The sequence below is a fragment of the Deltaproteobacteria bacterium genome, assembly GCA_019310525.1.
GTDB lineage: Bacteria > Desulfobacterota > DSM-4660 > Desulfatiglandales > HGW-15 > JAFDEE01.
In genome coordinates this window covers 1-22,629 of record JAFDEE010000015.1, presented here as the reverse complement: position 1 = coordinate 22,629, position 22,629 = coordinate 1, and the positions used below count along the sequence as shown (strand labels likewise).

The 22,629-nt window shown below is 55.9% G+C and carries 21 protein-coding genes; 14 read left to right on the top strand and 7 right to left on the bottom strand.

Annotated elements, in window-relative coordinates; all coding sequences use genetic code 11:
* Nucleotides 1-63 precede the first annotated feature (63 nt).
* From JRF57_04090 to JRF57_04040, 11 genes are all read left to right on the top strand, one after another.
* Nucleotides 64-1,290 (top strand): lipoprotein-releasing ABC transporter permease subunit, encoded by a 1,227-nt coding sequence (locus JRF57_04090; GenBank protein MBW2302878.1) that lies wholly within the window; start codon nt 64-66, stop codon nt 1,288-1,290.
* A complete protein-coding gene (locus tag JRF57_04085; GenBank protein MBW2302877.1) occupies nt 1,247-1,987 on the top strand; it encodes an ABC transporter ATP-binding protein in 741 nt (246 codons plus the stop codon). Before JRF57_04090 ends, JRF57_04085 begins: the two co-directional genes overlap by 44 nt.
* The gene (gene bamA / locus JRF57_04080) at nt 1,971-4,751 is read left to right on the top strand and encodes an outer membrane protein assembly factor BamA (GenBank protein ID MBW2302876.1); all 2,781 of its coding nucleotides are present in this window, start codon (nt 1,971-1,973) and stop codon (nt 4,749-4,751) included. Before JRF57_04085 ends, bamA begins: the two co-directional genes overlap by 17 nt.
* Nucleotides 4,752-4,819: 68 nt before the next feature.
* Nucleotides 4,820-5,341, top strand: coding sequence for an OmpH family outer membrane protein (locus tag JRF57_04075; protein MBW2302875.1), 522 nt, complete (start codon nt 4,820-4,822; stop codon nt 5,339-5,341).
* A gap of 83 nt (nt 5,342-5,424) precedes the next feature.
* Complete coding sequence (gene lpxD, locus JRF57_04070; GenBank protein ID MBW2302874.1) at nt 5,425-6,459, top strand: UDP-3-O-(3-hydroxymyristoyl)glucosamine N-acyltransferase; 1,035 nt, start codon at nt 5,425-5,427, stop codon at nt 6,457-6,459.
* A gap of 278 nt (nt 6,460-6,737) precedes the next feature.
* The gene (gene fabZ / locus JRF57_04065) at nt 6,738-7,184 is read left to right on the top strand and encodes a 3-hydroxyacyl-ACP dehydratase FabZ (protein ID MBW2302873.1); all 447 of its coding nucleotides are present in this window, start codon (nt 6,738-6,740) and stop codon (nt 7,182-7,184) included.
* Nucleotides 7,185-7,207: 23 nt separating this feature from the next.
* Nucleotides 7,208-7,981 carry an acyl-ACP--UDP-N-acetylglucosamine O-acyltransferase gene (gene lpxA / locus JRF57_04060; protein ID MBW2302872.1) on the top strand — a complete coding sequence of 258 codons (774 nt, stop codon included), beginning with the start codon at nt 7,208-7,210 and terminating at the stop codon, nt 7,979-7,981.
* An 83-nt stretch (nt 7,982-8,064) separates the two neighbouring features.
* Nucleotides 8,065-8,877, top strand: coding sequence for a UDP-2,3-diacylglucosamine diphosphatase LpxI (gene lpxI / locus JRF57_04055; protein MBW2302871.1), 813 nt, complete (start codon nt 8,065-8,067; stop codon nt 8,875-8,877).
* Between the two features lie 103 nt (nt 8,878-8,980).
* On the top strand, nt 8,981-9,979 hold the full coding sequence (locus JRF57_04050; GenBank protein MBW2302870.1) for a Gfo/Idh/MocA family oxidoreductase: 999 nt from the start codon (nt 8,981-8,983) through the stop codon (nt 9,977-9,979).
* Nucleotides 9,933-11,120 carry a lipid-A-disaccharide synthase gene (gene lpxB, locus JRF57_04045; GenBank protein ID MBW2302869.1) on the top strand — a complete coding sequence of 396 codons (1,188 nt, stop codon included), beginning with the start codon at nt 9,933-9,935 and terminating at the stop codon, nt 11,118-11,120. Before JRF57_04050 ends, lpxB begins: the two co-directional genes overlap by 47 nt.
* A gap of 22 nt (nt 11,121-11,142) precedes the next feature.
* On the top strand, nt 11,143-12,513 hold the full coding sequence (locus tag JRF57_04040; protein ID MBW2302868.1) for a sigma-54-dependent Fis family transcriptional regulator: 1,371 nt from the start codon (nt 11,143-11,145) through the stop codon (nt 12,511-12,513).
* Here JRF57_04040 and JRF57_04035 read toward each other — a convergent pair.
* The 7 genes from JRF57_04035 to JRF57_04005 form a co-directional block, all read right to left on the bottom strand.
* The gene (locus JRF57_04035) at nt 12,476-13,078 is read right to left on the bottom strand and encodes a YihA family ribosome biogenesis GTP-binding protein (GenBank protein ID MBW2302867.1); all 603 of its coding nucleotides are present in this window, start codon (nt 13,076-13,078) and stop codon (nt 12,476-12,478) included. The two genes, JRF57_04040 and JRF57_04035, sit on opposite strands and share 38 nt — an antisense overlap.
* Entirely contained in the window at nt 13,079-14,224 is a 1,146-nt protein-coding gene (locus tag JRF57_04030) for a pyridoxal phosphate-dependent aminotransferase (protein ID MBW2302866.1), read from the bottom strand.
* 25 nt (nt 14,225-14,249) lie between these two features.
* Nucleotides 14,250-15,053, bottom strand: a complete 804-nt coding sequence (locus JRF57_04025; protein MBW2302865.1) for a tetratricopeptide repeat protein — start codon at nt 15,051-15,053, stop codon at nt 14,250-14,252.
* 4 nt (nt 15,054-15,057) lie between these two features.
* Nucleotides 15,058-15,930, bottom strand: a complete 873-nt coding sequence (locus JRF57_04020) for an ATP phosphoribosyltransferase (GenBank protein ID MBW2302864.1) — start codon at nt 15,928-15,930, stop codon at nt 15,058-15,060.
* Complete coding sequence (gene hisI, locus JRF57_04015; protein ID MBW2302863.1) at nt 15,927-16,307, bottom strand: phosphoribosyl-AMP cyclohydrolase; 381 nt, start codon at nt 16,305-16,307, stop codon at nt 15,927-15,929. The genes JRF57_04020 and hisI overlap by 4 nt, the downstream gene beginning before the upstream one ends.
* A 152-nt stretch (nt 16,308-16,459) precedes the next feature.
* Nucleotides 16,460-17,509, bottom strand: coding sequence for a 23S rRNA (adenine(2503)-C(2))-methyltransferase RlmN (rlmN, locus tag JRF57_04010; protein MBW2302862.1), 1,050 nt, complete (start codon nt 17,507-17,509; stop codon nt 16,460-16,462).
* 64 nt (nt 17,510-17,573) lie between these two features.
* A complete protein-coding gene (locus tag JRF57_04005) occupies nt 17,574-18,266 on the bottom strand; it encodes a thymidylate synthase (protein ID MBW2302861.1) in 693 nt (230 codons plus the stop codon).
* Nucleotides 18,267-18,836: 570 nt separating this feature from the next.
* On the opposite strand from JRF57_04005, the gene JRF57_04000 reads away from it, so the two are divergent.
* The 3 genes from JRF57_04000 to JRF57_03990 all read left to right on the top strand — a co-directional run bounded on the left by JRF57_04000 (nt 18,837) and on the right by JRF57_03990 (nt 22,577).
* A complete protein-coding gene (locus tag JRF57_04000) occupies nt 18,837-19,766 on the top strand; it encodes a DUF169 domain-containing protein (protein MBW2302860.1) in 930 nt (309 codons plus the stop codon).
* A 253-nt stretch (nt 19,767-20,019) separates the two neighbouring features.
* Nucleotides 20,020-21,309, top strand: coding sequence for a glycosyltransferase family 4 protein (locus JRF57_03995; protein MBW2302859.1), 1,290 nt, complete (start codon nt 20,020-20,022; stop codon nt 21,307-21,309).
* Nucleotides 21,306-22,577 carry a glycosyltransferase family 4 protein gene (locus JRF57_03990; GenBank protein ID MBW2302858.1) on the top strand — a complete coding sequence of 424 codons (1,272 nt, stop codon included), beginning with the start codon at nt 21,306-21,308 and terminating at the stop codon, nt 22,575-22,577. Before JRF57_03995 ends, JRF57_03990 begins: the two co-directional genes overlap by 4 nt.
* Nucleotides 22,578-22,629 lie beyond the last annotated feature (52 nt).

Here is a 22,629-nt window from a genome sequence, read left to right as displayed (position 1 = left end):
ACCGGTCGGCGGGCCGCACCTTTCCGGGAACCTGAACCATCGAACCACGAGAATTAGGATCACATGCTTTTCGAATTCTTTTTGGGACTCAGATACCTGAAGGCCAAGCGCCGGCAGACCTTCATATCGGTGATCACGGTGATCTCGATCGCCGGAGTGATGGTGGGGGTGATGGCCTTGATCGTGGTCCTCTCGGTCATGAACGGATTCACGGCCGATCTCATGTCCAAGATCCTGGGGGTGAATTCCCATCTCCTGGTCCGCAGTTACGGCGGTGCCTTCGGCGGTTATCAAGCCGTCTCGAAAAAGGTCTCGGGGGTCAAGGGGGTTTTGGCGACGACCCCTTTCATCTACAGCCAGGTTATGATAAACAGTATGGGATACGCCTCAGGCGCTGTGCTCAGGGGCCTGGATACCCGAACAGCGGGAGATGTCATCGCCATCGGCTCCATGATCAGGGAAGGGAGCCTTTCCTCGCTGGACATGGTCCATGGTGGACTTCCGGGGATCATCCTGGGGAAAGAGTTGGCCAAGCAATTGGGTGTCGGTCCGGGGGATACGGTCACCATGCTCGCCCCCCAGGGCAAATTGACACCCCTTGGGAGAGTGCCAAACAGCCGAAAATACATGGTCACCGCCCTCTTCGATTCAGGCATGTATGAATACGATGCCACCATGGCCTACACTTCCCTGAGAGAGGCCCAGGATTTCCTTGGGCTGGACAACCGGGTCACGGGTATCGAGGTCAAGGTGGTCGATGTGGAGAGAGCGGATCGGATCGGGGCCTCCATCGCCGCGAAACTCGGATATCCTTACTGGACCCAGGACTGGAAACAAATGAACAAGGCCCTGGTTTCCGCACTCAAGCTGGAAAAGATCGTCATGTTCGTGATCCTGATCATGATCGTTCTGGTGGGGGCCCTCAATATCATCAGCACACTGGTAATGGTGGTGATGGAAAAGACCCGTGACGTGGCGATCCTCAGGGCCATGGGAGCTTCCCCCCGGAGCATCATGACCATCTTCGTGTTTCAGGGACTCTTGGTGGGCATCGTTGGAACCGTGGTGGGATTGCTGGCAGGATTGGGGCTCTGCCGCCTCCTGGCCAAGTATAAATTTATCCACCTGCCGGCGGACGTCTATTACATCTCCACCCTTCCCGTGAAAGTGGAAACCTGGGATGTCCTTTTCGTGACCTTGTCCGCGCTGATTATTTCATTCCTGGCCACCCTCTACCCTGCGTGGCATGCCTCACGGCTCAATCCGGCCGAGGCGCTGCGCTACGAGTAGGCCCGAAAGAAGAAAGCGCCGGGAGGACACCCTATTGCTTGAGCTTAAAAACATCTTTAAGTCCTTCAGGCACGATGGAAACGTGATCGAGGTACTTAAGGGCATTGACCTGGTGGTCGGAGAGGGGGAAAGCCTGGCCATCACAGGGGCATCCGGCGTGGGGAAATCCACCCTGCTCAACGTCATGGGCACGCTGGAACCGCCGACCCGTGGGGAAATCCTGTTTCGGGGTCGAAACGTAAGCGAACTGGACAACGTTGAGCTTTGCCGCTTAAGGAACCGGGACATCGGTTTCGTGTTCCAGTTCCATCATCTGCTGCCCGAACTCAATGCCCTGGAAAACACCGCCATGCCGGCCATGATCGCCCGGATCAGCCGGAAAGAGGCCAGAGAAATGGCCGAGAGAATCCTAAAAAGGGTGGGCCTGGGCCACCGCCTGAGCCACCGTGTGGGTGAGCTTTCCGGCGGCGAACAGCAACGGGTGGCCATTGCCCGGGCCCTGGTTATGAGACCGAAAATCCTTTTGGCGGACGAACCCACGGGAAACCTGGACAAGGCAACTGGAGAAGGAATCATTGACCTCTTGCTTCAGCTGAACAGGGATGAGAACCTGGCCCTCATCGTGGCCACCCATAACACCCTGTTTGCGGCGAAATTGTCACGACACATGGAGATGACGGATGGTCGAATTCAATGATGCGGTGTGTTATCACGGCACAGGCCCAGGAAATCGCAATGGCAGGGCCCGGCACTTTTTTAACAGGCGGTTGAAAAACGTAGCAAGCGCAGCAGTTTTTCAACCGCCTGTGAGAACTGTAGTGCTTCTTCTCCTCCTGCTGACCTTAATTTTTTTGGCTCCGGGCACGATCCAGGCCAAGGCCAAGGAGAAGATTGCGGTTCTTCCGTTCAAGATCCATTCCCTCGAACCTCTCGATCATCTCAAAAAGGGGCTCCAGGAAATGTTGTCTTCCCGGCTGGCGGAGAAGGGGTACGAACTCGTGGACCCCGGCCAAATCAATAGACACCCTATGGTCTTTCTTGAAACCCTCAAGAAGGCGGACCTCATAAGGATCGGCCGGGACCTGGGGGCCGAACTCGTTGTTTCGGGGAGTCTCACCCAGATCGGGAGAAAGATCAGCCTGGACTTGAAGGCGGTGGATGTGACCGGCCGTCGTGCCCCATTCACGGTCTTCGTGGTCGAAGATGACGTAGAGAAGCTGGCAGACGCTGCGGATAAGGCCACAAAGAGCCTCTATACCCAGATCGCAGGACTTGAACCCATCGATTCCCTGGAAGTTACGGGAAACCGCCGGGTGGAAAGCGAGGCCATCCTCTCCGTGGTTGAGAGCAAGAAGGGGGAGGCCCTGGACTATGATCAGCTCGACAAGGACCTTCGGGCCATTTACGCCATGGGATATTTCAAGGACGTCAAGATCGAAACCAAAGACGGTCCCAAGGGAAAAATCGTTATCTTCGTGGTGAGCGAAAAACCCTCCATCGGGAGCATTTCCTTCAAGGGTAACCGTAAAGTCAAGGACAAGGTCCTAAAACAGGAAATCGGCATCAAACGCTATTCCATCCTGAACCTCAGCGACATCAAGCAGAGCATCAACCGCCTCCGGGAGTTCTACCGCAAGAAAGGATATTATAATGTTCGCATCAAGGAGAAGATTGAGGACCTTCCCCAGAACGAGGTTGCCCTGACTTACGAAATCGACGAGGGAGAAAAGGTATTCATCCGTCACATCGAATTCGTGGGCAACAAGGCCTTTGATGACGGCGACCTGAAGGATCTAATGGAGACGAGTGAAAAGGGATGGTTTTCCTGGTTCACCAAGTCGGGTCTCCTTGACAGGAAAAAGTTGGAGTTCGATCTCCAGAAAATCACCGCCTTTTATCACAACCATGGATACATTAAGGCCAAGACGGGAGATCCGGAGATCACCGTGGAAAAAGGCGACGGCCTTACCATCACTATTCAGGTCATTGAGGGTCCCCAGTATAAGGTCGACCGTGTATCGGTCACAGGCGACATGATCAAGCCCGAGGAGGAATTGCTGAAGCAGGTTCACATCACCAAAGAGAAATATTTCAAGCGGGAGACCGTGCGAAGAGACGTAATGTCCTTGAGAGAAATCTATGCGGACGAGGGATACGCTTACGTTGAGGTGGTGCCCTATACCAAGGAAAACGACGAAAAACACCTCGTGGACATCACTTACAAGGTCTCAAAGGGCCCCAAGGTCCGTATAGAAAGAATCAACATCACGGGCAACACCTATACCCGCGACAAGGTCATCCGAAGGGAACTGGAGCTCATAGAAGGAGATTATTTCAGCGGTAGAGGGTTGAAAAAGAGCACAGCCAACATCAACCGGCTGGGTTATTTTGAAAACGTGGAAGTCCAGCCCAAAAAGGGTTCGGCCGAGGATCTGATGATCGTCGACATCAATGTAAAGGAACGGGCCACGGGCTCTTTCAGTCTCGGGGCGGGATACAGTTCCTTTGAGAAGACCGTCGGTTCATTCAATATTTCCGAGAGGAACCTCTTTGGGAAAGGGCTGAAGCTGTCGGGATCGGCCCGGCTGGGGTCCCGAACCACCGAGTTCGATATCAAGTTCGTGGAACCCTGGCTCTTCGACAGGCGCCTCAGCATGGGTATAGATGCATTCAACTGGAAACGGGAGTACCGCGACTACACCAAGGACAGCACCGGTGGGGCACTGCAATTCAAGTTTCCTCTGGGGCTTGACGAGTACACGACAGGGCTTGTCAGGTACTCTTACGACAATGCGGATATTTCAGACGTAGCCGACACGGCCGCCCTTGCCATCCGTGAGATGGTGGGCAACCATGTCACGAGTTCCATTCGGCTTGGGATCATACGGGACTCTACAGACAGGCCCTGGAACACGACATCCGGGTCCAAAAACTCCCTTTACTTCGAGTATGCCGGCGGGATCCTGGGAGGAGATGTCTACTTTAACCGTTACGAATTCAAGACCGAATGGTACTTCCCCCTCCCCTGGGAGACCGTTTTCATGGCCCGGGGGCGGTGGGGCTATATTCAGAGCAGATCCGGGGGGATACTTCCCATCTACCAGAAGTACTTTATCGGGGGGATCAACACTGTCAGGGGGTTCGATTATCAAAACATCTCTCCCAAGGACCCGGCCACCGGGGATCGCATCGGGGGAGAGAAGATGATGGTTTACAACTTTGAGTACCGCTTTCCCGTGGCCAAGAAGCAGGGGGTCGTTGGACTTGTCTTTGTGGATGCAGGAAACGTCTTCGGTTCAGGGGAAGGATTCTCCTTCGGCGGTCTAAAAAAATCCTTCGGGACCGGGATCCGCTGGTATTCGCCTGTTGGGCCGATCCGCATCGAATACGGATGGGTCATCGGGCCTAAGAAGGACGAGCCCACGGGCAACCTGGAGTTCATGATCGGGGGGCTCTTCTGATGATTTTCCCGCAATCAGCACCGATCGGGAAAAGCTCTGAAAAAGATTCAGCATGAAAAGGAGGGCATATGAAACTCAGCGGCAGGTGGATTTTGATTTTCGCCATTTTTTTGTTCTTCTCAACGAACGCCTTGGCGGCCGGCACCAAGATAGCCGTCATTGACATGGACGTCTTCAAGCGAAAATCCGTTTCTTTCCAGAAGATACGCTCGGCAATGCAAAAAAAGCACAATGCAATGCAGGCCAAGCTGGACCAGGAACAAAAGGCCCTAAAGAAGCTTGAACAGGAATTTGAGAAGCAGAAACTCATGCTGAGCTTGGACGCCCAGGAAGACAAGAGGCTTGAACTGGACAAGAAGAGGCGTTACGTGAAATACCTTTATGAGGATTTCACCATGGAGATGAAGGTCCTGGATAGGGAGGCCACAAAAAAGGTCATGCGAAACCTCGAAAAAATCGTAAAAAGAATCGGGAAAAACGGAGGATACTCCCTGATCATCGAAAAGCGGACTCCAGGACTGATGTATTTCGACCAGGCCCTTGACATAACGGACCAAGTCGTGAAGATCTACGATAGGGAAAATCCCTGAAGGTGTCTCAAAGCAGAAGACGAGAAACTGAGTTCCCGGATCTTCCGTCCCATTGAGTAGTCCCGGGGCCTGGAGGAAACGTTTTGGGTTACACACTCGAAAACATCGCCGCCCTCATTGGAGGGCGGCTTATCGGTGAAGGGCGTATCGTCATTGAGGGCGTAAATTCCCTTGAGCGGGCGACCGGGAAAGACATCGCCTTTTTCGTCGATCCCAGGTACAGGTCGGCCCTTGAAAAAACCTCGGCCGGGGCCCTGCTGGTAAACCAGGAAAACGAACAATTCAAGGGTCCCCAAATCCTGGTTCCCAATCCCGTCCTGGCCTTTGCAAGGGTGGCGGCACTCTTCGCCCCTTCTCCTTTCTCACGGCAGGCCGGCATCAGCAGGGAAGCCTTTGTCCATAAAAGCTGCCGGATTGGGAAAGACGTCCGCATCTACCCCCAGGTTTACGTGGGGAAGGAGAGCGAAATCGGCGATGAGGCCGTTCTTTTTCCCGGAGTATTTGTGGGTGATCGCGTCCGGATCGGAGACAGGAGTTTACTTTACCCCAATGTATCGGTTTTGAACGATTGCAGGATCGGGAAAAACGTGATCATCCATGCCGGGACGGTGATCGGCAGTGATGGTTTCGGTTACGTGCGTGACGAATCCGTCCACGTCAAAATTCCCCAACTCGGCATCGTGCAGATCGATGACGATGTGGAAATCGGGGCCAACAACACCATCGACCGGGCGGCCCTGGGAAAAACCTGGATCCAACGGGGAGTCAAGACGGACAATCTCGTTCATATCGCCCACAATGTGGTCATAGGTGAAGATACGATCATTGTGGCCCAAACGGGCGTATCCGGCAGTGTCCGAATCGGCAGACAGGTGATCATAGCTGGCCAGGTTGGAATCGGTGATCACCTTGAAATAGGCGACCGGGCTGTTATCGGGCCCCAATCCGGGGTCGCCAAGTCCGTTCCAGAGGGGAAAATCGTCACGGGCACTCCCACCATGCCCCACAAATTGTGGTTGAAAACCAGGGGCCTGATTACCCGCCTACCTGAACTCCAGGAGCGGGTCAGGGCCATGGAAAAAAAGATCCAGGACCTAGAAAGGCGTTTAGCTGGATAATTGTATCAAGGTCCCTTCACAACCCGAACCGGGGGAACAATCCCGCCCCCCTCAGGATGGGAAGCGGGACAGGCATCCATACATTGCAGTATTTCGAGGACTGGAATTTGCCCGCGCGAGGCGACTACTCCCATCTTTCGGGCGGGTCTTTGGTTTGAGTCTGACCAGTTTGCGCCTGCCTGCACATAGAATGCAGACCGATTCATCGCACAGGCAGGCCCTGGAGTTAGGCAAAGTTTGGTGTTTTGTAAAGATTTCGGTAAGAGACGGAGAACCCGATGGAACTTCCATTGCAATATGAAGACATCGTGAAAATTCTGCCCCACCGCTACCCCTTTCTTCTGGTGGACCGGATCACCGAATTGGAACCGGGGAAGAGAGTCGTGGGGATCAAGAACGTCACAGCCAACGAACCATTTTTCCAGGGACATTTTCCCGGCAAACCCATCATGCCCGGCGTGCTTATCATCGAGGCCATGGCCCAGGTAGGAGGAGTACTTGCCCGCCTCACCGTACGGGACACTGTTGAGATGGACGGATGGGATGCCATCTACTTCATGTCCCTTGACAAAGTCAAATTCCGAAGGCCCGTGGTCCCGGGCGATCAGATCGTTTTCGAGCTGATCGCCCTCAGGACCGGATCCCGGGTCTGGAAGATGAGCGGTAAGGCCTTGGTGGACGGCAAACTGGCCGCGGAGGCCCAACTCGTAGCCACCATCGGATAACTATCCTTCAGGAGATCAACATCATGAATATTCACCCTTCGGCCGTGGTCAGTCCGCGGGCCGAACTATCAGAAGGGGTCGAAGTCGGCCCTTACAGTATTATAGGTGACAACGTGACCATCGGCCGGGACACGGTGATCGGTCCCCATGTTTCCATTGAGGGTCACACTACCATAGGGGAACGAAACCGAATCTACCCCTTTGTCTCCATCGGGTCTCCCCCCCAGGACATAGGGTACAAGGGGGAGGCGACCCGGCTGATCATCGGAAACGATAACATCATCCGTGAATACACGACCATCAACAGGGCCACCACGAAGCAGAACTGGGAAACGGTGATCGGGAACCAAAACTACATCATGGCCTATGCCCACATCGCCCATGACTGTGTCCTTGGGAACCGTATAATCATGTCCAATGTGGCCACCCTAGGGGGGCACATCACGGTGGGGGATCATGCAATCCTGGGAGGACTCGTGGCGGTTCACCAGTTCGTCAGGATCGGGGAATACGCCTTCCTGGGGGCCAAATCGGGCGTGGACCGGGACGTGCCGCCCTTCATGATGACTGCCGGTCCCAGGGCCAAGCTCTATGGTATCAATCGAAGAGGTCTGGCCCGCCAAGGCTTTCCTGAGGAGGTCATTGACGGACTTAAAAAGGCTTACAGGATCATCTGGCGGGACAACAGGCGGTTCAGCGAGGGAATCAACCAGGTCAAACGGGAAATCGAACCCTTCCCTGAACTCGAAACCCTGCTGGCCTTCTTCAACGGATCCAAACGGGGCATACTCAGGTAGTTGGTCCCTCCCGGACCCCGACTATGCCAATGATGCCAACCGGCGCCCTGACAACGGGGCAAGGAGGCCCCTGACATCGCCGTATGGATGAAGGAAAAGAAAGCATCGGACTCATTGCCGGGGGCGGCAAGTTCCCCCGGATGATCGCAGAGGCCGCCAAGGCCCAAGGGTACCGGGTCGTTGCCGTGGCGCACCTTGATGAGACCGATCCCGCCCTTGAAGAGAAGGTGGACGCCATCTCCTGGATTCAACTGGGGCAACTGGGCCGCCTGATCAAGGAGTTGAAAAAGCAGGGGGTCCGGAAGGTTCTTATGGCCGGCACCATCACCAAGCGACGGATGTTCAGCGGCATCCGACCAGACCTGAAGGGTCTGGCCCTCATGTCCCGGTTGGCCGTCTTTCACGATGACGGCATCCTTCGGGCAGTGGCGGATGAACTCGCCTCCCAGGGAATCGAGGTCCTCCCTTCCACCTTTTGTCTCCCTGACCTCCTGGCCCCCCAGGGCTGCCTTACCAGGAGGAAACCCTCCAGGAAGGAAAAGGAAGACGTCGAATTCGGATGGCGGATCGCCAAGGAACTCGGACGGCTGGACATCGGCCAGTGTGTTGTGGTGAAAGACAGGACCGTCCTGGCCCTGGAGGCCCTGGAAGGAACGAATGAAACCATCCGCCGGGGTGGAAGAATAGCACGGGAAGGCGCGGTGGTGGTAAAGGCCAGCAAGCCGAATCAGGACCTGAGATTCGACGTGCCCAGCGTGGGATTGGAGACCCTGAAAACCATGGCGGAAGTACGGGCATCTGTCCTCGCCGTGGAGGCAGGAAAGACCCTGCTCTTCGACAAGCAGGAGGCCGTGGCATTTGCGGAGGAGAATGGGATTTCAATCATCTCCCGGTGATTTCTCCCCATCTCCTCTCCGGGCCTGGGTATTCCCTGTGCCGGATATTTCATCCTATCCCCGGTTACTTTCCGGGGGCTTTTAGAAGCAATCTTTCTCGAGCATGAAACAGGATACCGATTCATTGAATTCCAAGCAAAAAATACGGGCCGGCGTGATCGGTGTGGGTCACCTGGGGCAGTATCATGTCCAGAAATACGAAGCCATGCCCGAGGTGGATCTGGTGGGCGTGATGGACATCGACCGGGAACGGGCGGAGAGCATCGCACGCCGTTACGGAACCCGAACCTTCGAAAGGCACGATGATCTACTGGAAATGGTCGATTGCGTGAGTCTTGCCGTGCCCACGGAGGACCACTATGCTCTTTCAATGGACATCCTTTCCCGGGGCGTCCACCTTCTCGTGGAAAAACCCATCACCTGCCTTTCCGACCAGGCGCGGCGTCTTATCGCCTTGGCCTCGGAAAAAGGCCTTGTCCTCCAGGTGGGGCATGTGGAGAGATTCAACCCGGCCGTCCGAAGGATGGAAACCCTGCTCAACCGGCCTGTTTTCATCGAATCTCACCGGCTGAGCCCTTTCACGAGCAGGGGAACCGACGTCGACGTGGTCCTCGATCTCATGATCCACGACCTGGACATCATCTTCCACTCCGTGGGCTCCGAGATCAGGGAGCTCCATGCCGTAGGGATGACGGTCTTGACCGAAAAGACTGACATCGCCAATGTACGGATTATCTTTGAAAACGGAACTGCCGCCAACCTTACCGCCAGCAGGGTTTCCAACAAGGCATTGAGAAAGATACGGATCTTTCAGCCCGACACCTATCTGTCTGTGGATTGCCTGAAGCGGGAACTCAGCATGACTCGGCTGGACGGGAACACCGTGGGGGAGGACCCGTGCCCTCCACGGATCTCCACGGAAAAATGGCGGTACCCCGAAAGCGACCCCCTTGCCGACCAGATCCGTGCCTTTGTGGATGCCGTGGCCCGAGGGACACCCCCCGTGGTTTCCGGCAGAGACGGTCTCAGGGCCCTGGACGCCGCGCTTGCCATCAATGAACAGATCGAAAGAGGATCCAAAAACTTCCAGGCCCTGGGCTGAGCCCGGGGATTCGAGACTCGTCTTGATCGTAGCGGGGGAGGCCTCGGCGGATCTTCACGGGGCCAACTTGGTGCGGGCCATGAGTTCCGCCGATCCCAGCCTCTGTTTCTGGGGGATCGGCGGCAGGGAAATGGCCCGGGCAGGGGTTCGAATTCTCTTTTCATCCTCTGAGATGGCCGTCGTGGGGATCACGGAGGTCTTCAGCCGGGCCCGGCTCATCTACAAGGCCTCCAGGGTCTTGAAGTCTATTCTGAAGCGCCGCAAACCCAACCTCCTTATCCTCATAGATTACCCGGACTTCAACATCAACCTGGCCCGCACGGCGAAGCGGGTGGGGGTCCCGGTCCTTTACTATATCAGCCCCCAGATCTGGGCCTGGAGAAGCGGCCGCGTTCGAAAAATAGCCCGAAGGGTGGATCGGATGGCGGTGATTCTTCCCTTCGAGGAAGACTTTTACCGGAAAAGAGGTGTCCGGGTGGAATACGTCGGGCATCCCCTCCTGGACGCTGTGCCGGAAAAAATGGAAAAGGAATCGGTGCGACGGGAGTTGGGCCTGGAAGGGGCCGATCCTGTGCTGGGGCTCCTGCCCGGAAGCAGGAGCGAAGAGGTCATGAACCTCTTTCCCCCCATGGCAGGGGCGGCCCGGATCCTCTCCGGCCTCTATCCCCGCCTGAAATGCCTTCTCCCCGTGGCCTCAACGGTCTCCTTCGACCGGCTCCGGGACATGGCCCAGACGGCTTCCCTGGACATCCGTCTCCTCCGGGGCCAGGCCTATCGTGTGCTGGCGGCCAGCGATCTGGCCCTGGTGGCCTCAGGGACGGCCACCCTGGAGGCAGGCCTTCTCGGGGTTCCCATGATCATTGTCTACCGAGTTTCCCCCTTGAGTTTCCGGCTTGCCAAGCGGGTGGTCCGGGTGTCCCACGTGGGTCTGGTGAACCTCGTGGCCGACGCCCCCTTTGTCCCGGAACTCCTCCAAGGTGAAGTCACGCCCCACAACCTCGCCCGCGCAGCATTACCCCTCCTCGAACATGGCGAGGCCAGGAAAAATATGATAAAAGAATTACAGGCCCTCCGCCAGAAACTCGGCAGAGGCTCTCCTTCCCGGAGAACCGCTGAAATCGCCTTTGAAATGATGGGATGAAAGACAATCGCGGGTATCTCTTATGGCGCGAACCATCCTGATCGTTGATGATGAAGAGAGTATCCTCCAGTCCCTCGAGGGCATCCTGGTAGACGAAGGTTTCGATGTGATCCGGGCCTCGAGCGGAGAGGAGGCCCTGGAAAGGATCGAAGAAGTCCTCCCGGACCTGGTCCTTCTGGATATCTGGATGCCGGACATGGACGGGATCCAGACCCTGGTCAGGATCAAGAAACTGCACCCCCATCTCCAGGTGGTCATGATGTCCGGTCACGGCAACATCGAAACCGCGGTCAAGGCCACAAAGCTGGGGGCTTACGACTTCATCGAAAAGCCCCTCTCCCTGGACAAGGTCCTCCTGTCAATCAACAATGCTCTGGACTACTATCGTCTGGAGGAGGAGATTTCCCTTCTCAAAGAAAGAGACAAGAACAGGTACCGGATCACCGGGGAAAGCGAGGCTATCCGCAAACTCAAGGAGCAGATCCAAATCGTGGCTCCTACGGATGCGTGGGTCCTGATCTCGGGGGAAAACGGTACGGGGAAAGAATTGGTGGCCCACACCATCCACAGGCTCAGCAAGCGCAGCCGGAAGCCCATGGTGGAGGTCAACTGTGCCGCCATCCCGGAAGAACTGATCGAAAGCGAACTCTTCGGCCATGAAAAGGGGGCCTTCACGGGGGCGGGTGCCATGAAAAAGGGCAAGTTTGACCTTGCCCACGAGGGAACCCTGTTCCTGGATGAAATCGGGGACATGAGCCTCAAGGCCCAGTCCAAGACCCTCCGGATCCTCCAGGAGCAGAAATTCGAAAGGGTGGGAGGTTCCAGAACCATCCACGTGGACGTCCGGGTGATCGCGGCGACCAACAAGGATCTCGAAGCGGAAATCGAGAAAGGAAATTTCCGGGAGGACCTTTACTTCCGCCTCAACGTAATCCCCATCAAGGTGCCGCCCCTCAGGGAGAGGGTTGAAGACATCCCCCAACTGGTGGAGGAATTCCTGGCGGAGATCGCCAGGAATACCAACCTGAAGGGAAAAGTCTTCTCCGGGGAGGCCCTCGAAATCCTCAAAAAATATCATTGGCCTGGAAACGTCAGGGAACTCCGGAACCTGGTGGAAAGGCTCGTGATCATGACCCCGGATCGGGTCATCCAGGCCAAGGACATTCCTCCACCCTTCAATCGGCAATCCGAGGGCGAAGACGGGTTTGAACGGGGGCTGGATGCGGCTACTTTCAAAGAGGCCAAGATGCGCTTCGAAAAGGCCTTCCTTGAAAAGAAACTCAGGGAGTTCAATGGAAACATCTCCCAGACCGCGGAGGCCATCGGTGTGGAAAGAAGCAATCTCCACAGAAAGATCAAAGCTTATGGTCTCGAAAAAGGTCGAGATTCGTGAGCCGGTTGATCCTCTCACCCAGATCCCCCCTCCCCTCCTTCGTCCTTGCGGAAAAGATAACCGGATGGGACGATATAAGCCCCTTCAAGGCCGATCCAACCTTTGACGCCCGCCCCGCCGCTTGGTTCCGGGAGATCTTGTCCGCCTTTGTGAGCACCAGGATAGAGGGAATCCTGTAGTGATCCAACCATTGAAGGAGCTGGATCTCCTCCTGTCCGGGATCCCTACGGATATCCAGGATGAGAACCACGGCCCTCAGATTTTCCCTCCCTCTCAGATAGGTCTCTACCATCTCGCGCCATGAGGCCTTGACCCTCAAGGGCACCCGGGCATACCCATAACCGGGGAGGTCCACCAAGTAGAGGCGGTTTTCCACGTTGAAAAAATTAAGGGCCCGGGTCCGCCCGGGCGTGGAGCTGGTACGGGCCAACTTCCTGCGATTGACCAGAACGTTAAGAAGGGAAGACTTCCCCACATTGGAGCGCCCGGCGAAGGCCACTTCCGGGCGGTCCGGCGGAGGGTAATGTTCTTCACGAAAGGCGCTCTTTAAAAATTCAACCCTCATCTAGCGGGATTCAAGGTAGGCCTCGATGCGGTCCAGGCCCTCCTTGATATTGTCCAAGGAATTGGCGTAGGAGAAACGGAGGTATCCCTCTCCGTTATGCCCGAAATCGATTCCCGGGCTCACCCCCACACCGGCCCTTTCCAAGATCTCGAAGGCCAGCTCGTAGGAGTTCTCAGACAGGTGTTTGGCATTTGCCAGTACGTAAAAGGCGCCGGCGGGCTCCACTTTCAGGCCGAAACCAAGCTCCCTTAATCTCTTGATCATATACCGCCTGCGCTTATCATACAGGGCTCTCATCTTCTCTACGTCCGGGCCGGCGTCCCGCAGGGCCGCCACACCTGCCCATTGGGATACACTCCCCGCGGAGATAAAGAAATTCTGCTGGATCTTCTGGAGAGGACGCACGAATTCTCCCGGGGCGATGACGTACCCAAGCCGCCACCCGGTCATGGCGAAGGTCTTGGAGAAGCCGTTCAGAACAAAGGCCCTGTCCGTGAATTCGAGGATGGAGTGCTCGCGCTCTCCGTAAACCAGGCCGTGATAAATCTCGTCCGACACGATGAAGGGACCGAGGTCTGCAATCTTTTCCATGCGCTCGGCTGAAAGCAGGTTTCCGGTGGGATTGGAGGGGGAATTGACGAGGATGGCCCGGGTCCTGGGTCCGAGCTTTTTCCGGATTTCCTCCGGGCGGTACTGGAAGCCCTCTTCTTCGTGGACATTTACGGAAACCGGGTTAGCCCCTATGAACCGGGCGAAGTTCGGGTAGCAGGGATAATGGGGGTTGGAAATGATGATCTCGTCTTCGGACTCCAGGAGAACGGAAAAGATCATGAAGAGGGCCGGGGAAGTTCCAGATGTGACCACCACCTGATCGGGATGGACCTTAACGCCGTATTTTTCCTCGTAGTGCCGTGAGATACCTTCCCGCAGCTCAATGATCCCGAGGCTGTGGGTATAGTGAGTACGGCCCTCCCGGATGGCCTTGGCTGCGGCTTCGCAAATACAGGAAGGGGTGGGGGAATCGGGTTCGCCTATCTCCAGGTGAATGATCCGCCTCCCTTCCCTTTCCAGTTCGTGGGCGCGTTCCAGCACCTCCATCACAATGAAGGGAGGAATCTTCGCCGCCCTCTCCGCAATTCGGCCCATGTTCATGTCCATCCTCCAGGGATTCCTATGACCCCTTCCCTTCCCGAGCCTTCTTGATCTCCCTTAAAAGCCTCCGTGCTTCCTGGGCTACTATTCCTGTCACGTCGTTCCTGATGGCACTTCGTAGGGCCGTTTCCGCGTCCTCGTATCGCTTGAGTTGGAAACAGAGCCTGCCGAGGTAGAGATGAGGCAGGGGGTTTCGGGGTTCCAATCTGACGGCCTGTCGGTAGGCGAAAAGGGCATGATCCCACTCCTTCAACCTTTCGTAGGCCAGGCCCATCTTTTCATAGGCAGGGCTGTAATCGGGCTCCAGTCTCAAGGCTTTTTGGTAATTGACCACGGCCTGGCGGTAATCCCCTCTGTAAAAGTACACCGTCCCCAGGTTTTCAAAGGCGGTATGTCTCCGTTCATACTTGTAATTACTGATGGCCTTCTCGAACAGGTCGATGGCCTTCTCCCATCTCCCCATGAGGGCGTAAACCATCCCCAGGTTATTATGGGCGTCCGGGAAATCGGGCTTGAGGGCGAGGGCACGCTGAAAATAGGTTACCGCCTTGGCATATTCTCCAAGCTTTCGGTAGGCGATACCGATGCCGAGGTGGATATCAGGGTTCCCTGGGTCCAGATCGCGGGCCTCCAGCAACTCCTTGAGCCCCATCTGGAGATTTCCTTCCTCGATCATGGACAGCCCAAGTTTCTCCTTGGCCTCGGCCCGGCTTTTGGGCGTGACCTTGGGTTTCCCCGGCACGGTTTTGCCTGTGGGGGCACACCCTATGAGCACCGCCGCCAGCAACAGGCACACCGGCCAGATCGTCCTGAATCCTTTCATGGCCTCATATCACCTTGTTGAGAGGATATTCGATAATTCCTTCCGCGCCCGCCTTGAGGAGCTGGGGGATCAGATCCCTGACCAGGGCCGAATTGATGATTGCCTCCACGGAAAACCAGGGCATGTTGTAGAGGCTGGCAACAGTGGGCGAATTGAGGCTCGGAAGGAGCCTGATGACGTCCTCCAGTTTATCCTTGGGAACGTTCATCTTGACGCCCACCATGTTTTCCGCCCTTAAGGCCCCCTTGAGCAGAAGGATGATCTGCTCCATCTTCTCCCGCTTCCAGGGAACCCGGTAGGCCTCCCGGTTTGCGATCATCTGGGTGTGGGACTCCATCAGCTCATGGATGATCTTGAGGCCGTGGGCCTTGATGGTGCTCCCCGTCTCCGTCACTTCCACGATGGCGTCCGCCAATCCGGATACCGCCTTACCCTCCGTGGCCCCCCAGGAAAAGCTGACCCGGACGTCGATGTTTCTCTCCTTGAAATAACGCTTTGTGAAATTGACCAGTTCTGTTGAGATCTTCTTGCCCTGGAGGTCCTCAAGTTTCTCTATGGGAGAGTCGGCGGGAACCGCCAGAACCCACCGTGCCGGCCGCTGGCTGACCTTGGAATAGATCAGGTTGTCCAGCACCTTGACGTCCGACTGGTTCTCTTCGATCCAGTCCCTCCCGGTCAGACCCGCGTCCAGGGTCCCGTTTTCAACGTAGAGGGACATCTCCTGGGCCCTGCATATGGTGATATCCAGGGCATGATCGTTGATCTCCGGAAAATAACTCCTTCCATTGACATTGATTTTCCAGCCCGACTTCTCAAAGAGGCTGATGGTCGCGGACTGGAGGCTCCCTTTGGGTATTCCGAACTTGAGTTTCTTCATTCCTTGTAAACCTTCCCTGGATCAAAAATTTTTTTCCCCACCACGGTGACCTCTCCCCGGGGACCGATCTTCTTGTGAAAACAGGTCTCATACCCTGTATGGCAAGCTGCTCCGCCCACCTGATCGACGACAAAGAGGACTGTGTCGTCATCACAGTCCACGTAGATCTCCCGCACCTTCTGGACATGGCCGGATGTGCCCCCCTTGTGCCATAACTCTTGCCGGGACCGACTCCAGAAATGGGTCTCCCCTGTCTCCAGGGTCTTCCTCCAGGACTCGTCGTTGATGTAAGCCATCATCAAGACCTTTCCTGTTGCCCGGTCCTGGACGATGGCGGGCAGAAGCCCGTTCCCCTTTGCAAAATCCAACCGGATCATATTTTACCGCTCCAAGCACCGGGGACCAAATGTCCCGGGCGGGTGTCCTCCCTTCCCCCCGTTTTGACAGGGATTTTACATAACATATTGAAATCGGATCGCAAGTGAAAAATTTCCCATCCTTTCCCGTTCCGGCTTCCGTTCATTTTTCATCAGGCCGCGTAGCCCTTGGAACGGGCACCGCTCAGTTGCCCGCAGGCCGCGGAAATGTCCTGACCCTTGCTCTTCCGGATGATGGCGGTGAAATGGTTCTCGATCAGGATCTTCTGGAACCCGAGGATCCTTTCCATCGGGGAAGGCTGAAGGTCCAGGGCGGGATGGGGATTGAGGGGAATCAGGTTCACCTTGGCCCGGATCCCATTGAGCAGCCGGACGAGCCGAAGGGCGTCCCGGTCGCGATCATTCACTCCCTGGATAAGAATGTATTCAAAGGTGATCATTCTCCGGTTCGGCAGGGGGAATTCCCTGCAGGCCCGAATCAGATCACTCAGTGGGTAGGTGCGGTTTACGGGCATCAAGTAGCTGCGGGTCTCCTCGTCCGCGGCGTTGAGAGAAACGGCCAGGTTGACGGCGGCATCCCGACCCAGATCCGCCATGCGGGGAACAAGTCCACAGGTGGAAAGGGTGACCTTCCTATGGGAAAAATTCATCCCGTCCTCCGCCACGATGTTTCCGAGGGCACGGATCACGGCCCGGTAATTAGCGAGTGGCTCTCCCATACCCATAAGGACGATATTGCGCAATCGCCCCGGATCCTCCATCGTCCGTCTCACCTGAATCACCTGGTCCACGATCTCCGCCGGGGTCATATTCCGCTTGAACCCCTGCTTTGCGGTCACGCAGAAGCGGCATCCCATGGCGCACCCCACCTGGGAGGAAATGCACAGGGTGGCATGGTCCCGTTCCGGGATCAGGACGGATTCGATGAACCGTCCGTCCTCCAGCCGGAAAAGAAACTTTCTGGTACCGTCCCGGGAGACCTGAACCTCCTCCTGCTCCAAATGGTGGATACGGGCCTTTTCCTCCAGGAGTTCCCTTACTGCCTTGCTGAGGTTGGTCATTTCCTTGAAAGAGGAGACCTGTTTCTGGAAAAGCCACTGCCGGATCTGACGCGCGCGATAGGTCTCCAGACCCAACTCCCGGACCCAGGTCTCCATCTCCCGGGAGTCCATGCCCTTGAGATCCGCCTTCTCAAGGGTCATCCCGCCCCCTGATTCAAGGCCCGCTTTCTCTTCTCCAGGAATGCCCACTGCCACGCCCTCCATTTCACTTCTCCCTGGAAAGGGCCGAAGGGTTGTCGCGCATGGTCCTCAGCCTGGCCAGTTCCCATACGTAATCGTAGAGATGAAGCCCTTTGCTCGCCGCGATGATCTCACCGTCCTCCACACCGATACTCGCTGCCATGTACTCCTTGAGGAGCTGAAGGGCACCCAGGTTGGCGGGAAAGCCGTTCCAAAGGTCCCAGGATCGGAAGTATACGAAGAAATGAAGTTTCCCCTCCATCACCCGGGTATCGATCCCCCGGAGGCAGGGAGGATCCTTCAGAAAAAGAGCGTCCGGCTCCCCCACGGTCATATAGGCCTGGTTAGTGCCGTGGCCGTCCTCCCGGTACATACGAATGACTTCCTCGATCTGCTTCTCCAGGTACTGTCCGTAAGTATAGTCCTCGCCCGGCCGCTTGGCTGAGGTCATGAGGTAGGGCAAGTACTCCTCCAGGTATCCCTCCGCCACCGGATTTGGAATACCCAGGGAGGGTGGGATGTCGGGCAGAAGGGGCCTTACACCCGGGAACTTAATATGAACGGTCACGTAATCAAACTCCAGGCGCTTCTGCCCCTGATAACTCCCCCTGTCGATCCGGTACTCCCGTCCGGTATCGAGCAACCTGTACACACACTGAAACCAGGCATCTGGAAGGTCTCGCGCTTCGATGAATTCAAGCCTCTCCTCTGAATTCAGCTCCGAATTAAACCCAAATTATGCGTGAACGCTCGCCCAAGGAAGGGGAAAGGGATTTTCCCGGAAGCGGCCTATTTTGGCTCTGGAGCAGGAGAGTGGAAGAGCCAAAATCGGCAGTGAGCGGAGCCATGGACGGCGTAGCGAACGTAGCGGAGGGAACATCCCTTCCCCCTTCACCCATTAGATGCTGTCAGAATGCTTCAACATATTGCAATAAAAATCAATTTCATTGTTGACGCATAATTTGGGTTAAAAACATAACACACCTCCACCCGGGGCCAAACCATCTTGCAAGGCTCCCGTTACTTTGTCAATCCCTAAGATTTTCGTGCGCTCCGAGGTTCCGCCTCACGACTCTTCCCCCTCGATCCCCCGGATCCAGGCTTAAAGGTTGTCCAAGTTCCTGCCGATTCATTCACTGGAGCTGGAGGGGTCGGCCCTTTAACATTGATGCCGACTCTACTCCCATTAAACACCGCCTGCGGTCTTCCCCCGGTTGACAACAAGGGCAAGAGCCGCCTCGCGGACTTGTGTGAGGATTTCCACAACCAAATGATCCCAGGAGGTAATATGACCCGATTTTACCGATTGACCCGGCGGCTCATAGAGGCCATGGAAGTACCTGATCTCGAGATCCCCATGGCCGGCATCACCCTTTTCAGGAAGGAAGACTCAATCCCCGGTGATCTCCTTCAGTTCAGCCCATTGAATGAAACAGTCACCTCGTGCCATGCCGCCAGGTGCGCCACCCTTGGAGACGCCGTATATCTCACAGAAGAAAATATCGGATGTATCGCGGCCGCAATCAGCCTCGGCCTCGTCGATCGGGACCAGTCCGTACCCCTTGAAGGGCCGAGAGTATACACCGAGATCATGCGCGAGAACAGCGGAAGGAAGGAAGATTTCACACCGCCTTCCCCTGCGGAGTTCACGAACGGCACGGTCTATGCCTGCAAGGATGCCGAACGTGAGGAATACGCCCTTTTCGGCAGGGACGATTCCGGGAGATACCGAAAGCGGGAGACGGCCCGCCGGGCCACCTCAGAGATGATGGCCATTCAGCCACCGACGGTCCAGGGCGTGTTCTATTTCTCACCCGATTTCGACGAGGTGGAGGTCCTCCCCGACATCGTTTTCATGTCCCTTAGACCCGTGGAACTCTGCCGGGTGATTCAGGGCTACCAGTTCCTCACGGGGCGAAGGACCCAGGCCGACATCGCCGGGCTGCGTGCTGGCTGCTCCGATCTGATCGCAAGGCCCTATCTTACCGGAAAGATCAACTTTTCCCCCTATTGTCTGGGGGCGAGGCTCATTGCGCGTTTTGAAGCTGACAGAATGGGTCTTGGCATCCCTTTTTCCGAGTTCGAGATCATGGTCCGCGGCACCGAAGAGTCGAAAACTGGCTTCCCTTTTTCCCGCTACCCGGGGGCTGTTCCGGAAAAAGGACCTGGGATCAATGATGTGTGTTTAGACCCTGTCTCGGACAGGAAAAAAGGGTGAGGCCGATCTCATGGGTTTCCGGGCGGATGGATGAACCCGGATTCGTTAAGGGACTAAAGGATTTGACAGGGACCACTGTGACTGATAATGAAACGCCGGATAAGGGTCTGGCACAGCGGCGAGTGCCGCCTTTCCGAATCGAAAGCCCGTCCCTTTCACACCCTGATCCGGTGGAAAACCACCCCAGGGCCGGGGGAAGCTCCCTTACTCGGGGTCCGTCCCCTTGAAGCCATGAAACGAAGGAGGTGATCTTTTGGTCCGCGGCAAGCATTTCAAAAGGATTGGATTCATTTCCACCAGGATCGCAGGAACGGACGGGGTCTCCCTGGAGATCGAAAAGTGGGGAGCCGTGCTTGAGAGGAACGGTTTCCAGTGCTTCTACTTTTCAGGTGAAAACGATCGTCCACCTGAAAGGTGTATGCTCGTGGAAGAGGCCCATTTCCTGCACCCCGACATCCTTGAAATCCATGATAATTGCTACGGGGTGCACGTCAGGTCGGAAGAGACCACCAAAAAAATCCACCAGCTTCGAGAATACCTCAAGGACAAGATCCATGCCTTTGTCCGGGACTTCGAAATAGACTTGCTTATCCCAGAGAATGCCCTGGCTATCCCCCTGAATATCCCGCTGGGCCTTGCGTTGGTGGAATTCATCGCAGAGACCGGCTTTCCCGCCATCGCCCACCACCACGACTTCGCCTGGGAAAGGGAGCGGTTCCTGGTCAACGCCGTTGGTGATTACCTGGCATGGGCCTTTCCTCCCAATCTTCCATCCATACAACACGTTGTCATCAACTCCATTGCGAGCCAGCAACTAAGCTACCGCAAGGGGATTTCGAACACCGTGATCCCGAATGTTTACGACTTCGCAAATCCACCCCCCCCGCCCTCCCCGTCCTCCTGTGAGGAAATACGGCGGAAGATCGGCCTGGAAGAAGGAGAAACCTTTATTTTGCAACCCACCCGGGTCGTTCCCAGGAAATGGATCGAGCGGAGCCTGGAGATCGTCAACCTCATGGACCTCACCCGTCCCGTCCTCGTGGTCACCCATTCCGAAGAGGATGAGGGAGATGTTTACAATGAGCGCATCCGCGAGTATGCTCGAAACCTCGGGGTTCAACTGGTATCCATCGAACACCTCGTAGGGCCGGATGAGGAGTACAACAACCATTCAGGAAAACGATACACCATAGGGGACGTATACCAGTGCGCCGACCTGGTCTGCTATCCGTCAGGTTACGAAGGGTTCGGGAACGCCTTCCTGGAGACCATTTACTACCGCAAACCGATCGTGGTCAACCGGTACTCCACTTACATCGCGGACATCGAACCTAAAGGGTTTGACACCATAACCATCGAGGGGTTCGTGACCGGTCATACGATCGAAAGGATACGGGAGATCTTGGAAGATTCGGATAAAAGGGAAGAGATGGTGAAGAAAAATTACCGGTTGGGGGCCCATTATTTTTCCTATGAAATCCTCGAACGCTATCTCCGCCATCTGATCGATGTCCTTGAAATGCAAAACGGGAGACCGGGATGAAATACAACGTGGCGCTCCTGCATTATTCCTGCCCCCCTGTGGTCGGGGGTGTCGAGGAAATCATCCGGCAACAGGCCTCACTTCTCGGGCGCTATTATCACAACGTCAAGGTATTCGCCGGAGACGGGGGGATTTTCTCCGATAATATCGAAATCGAAATCAACCCTTTACTAGGATCCAGGAATCGCCAGGTCCAAAGCGCCCATCAATCGGGTTTCGAGGGGAACGATGAAAGGCTGGAGACCCTTACAAAAAAAATATACGAGTATTTTCTCCGTACGCTGAAGGGATTCGACGTCCTGGTCGCCCATAACGTACTCACCATGCCCTATAACCTGCCCCTCAGCTCCGCCCTTCACCGGATCGGCAGGGAGGGTCTCATCCCCATTATCAGCTGGAATCACGATTCCCCCTATTTTTACCCTGACTATCCCGGGCATCTCGATCTCTTCCCCTGGAATATCCTGAAGCGGGCCTATGCCGGGATCCATTACGTGGTCATCTCGGAGAGCCGCAGAGAGATGTTCGCTGACCTTTACGGCTCCATGAAGGAACTACATGTCATCCCCAACGGGATCGATCCCTTTGATTTTTTCCTGTTGGAGTCCAACACTGTGCGAATCATCAAGGAACAACGCCTTTTCGAGGCGGAGTTCATCATGGTTCAGCCCTCCCGCCTCCACCGTCGAAAAAACATGGAGTTGTCGATCCGGGTAACCCGGGCCCTGCACGACCTGGGCCTCAAGGCCCGGTTGCTGATCACCGGCGCCCACGATCCCCACGAGCCGAAAAGCCTGAAATATTACCGTGAATTGAAAAACCTCGCCATGGAACTGGGAGTCGAAAAGGACGTCCTGATCATTGCGGAGTACGTATTTAAAAGCGGGGAAAAGATGTCCGCGGACCGTATCACCATCCGCGACTTCTATCTCATCTCCGACATCCTTTTACTGCCGAGCCTCCAGGAGGGTTTCGGCATTCCCCTCCTGGAATCAGGCATGATCAAACTTCCCATCGTCTGCTCAAGCATCCCCCCTTTCCTGGAAATCGGGGGGGAGGATGTGTGTCTTTTCGATCCGGAGGATCCCCCCGAAGATATAGCCCGGAAGATACTGGAGTTTGTCGGAGGGCTGAAACCCCATCGGATGTTCAGGAAGGTCATAAGGAATTACGCATGGGACAATATCTACCACGAAAAACTCCTGCCCCTGCTTGAATACGTCGTGGGCCGTTACAGGGATTCCTCCCGCTGGGCATTCAGGCCGTGAAAAGGCTTCTTCACGTTTCCACCCTTTAACCCGGATCCTATTCTCCAAAAAC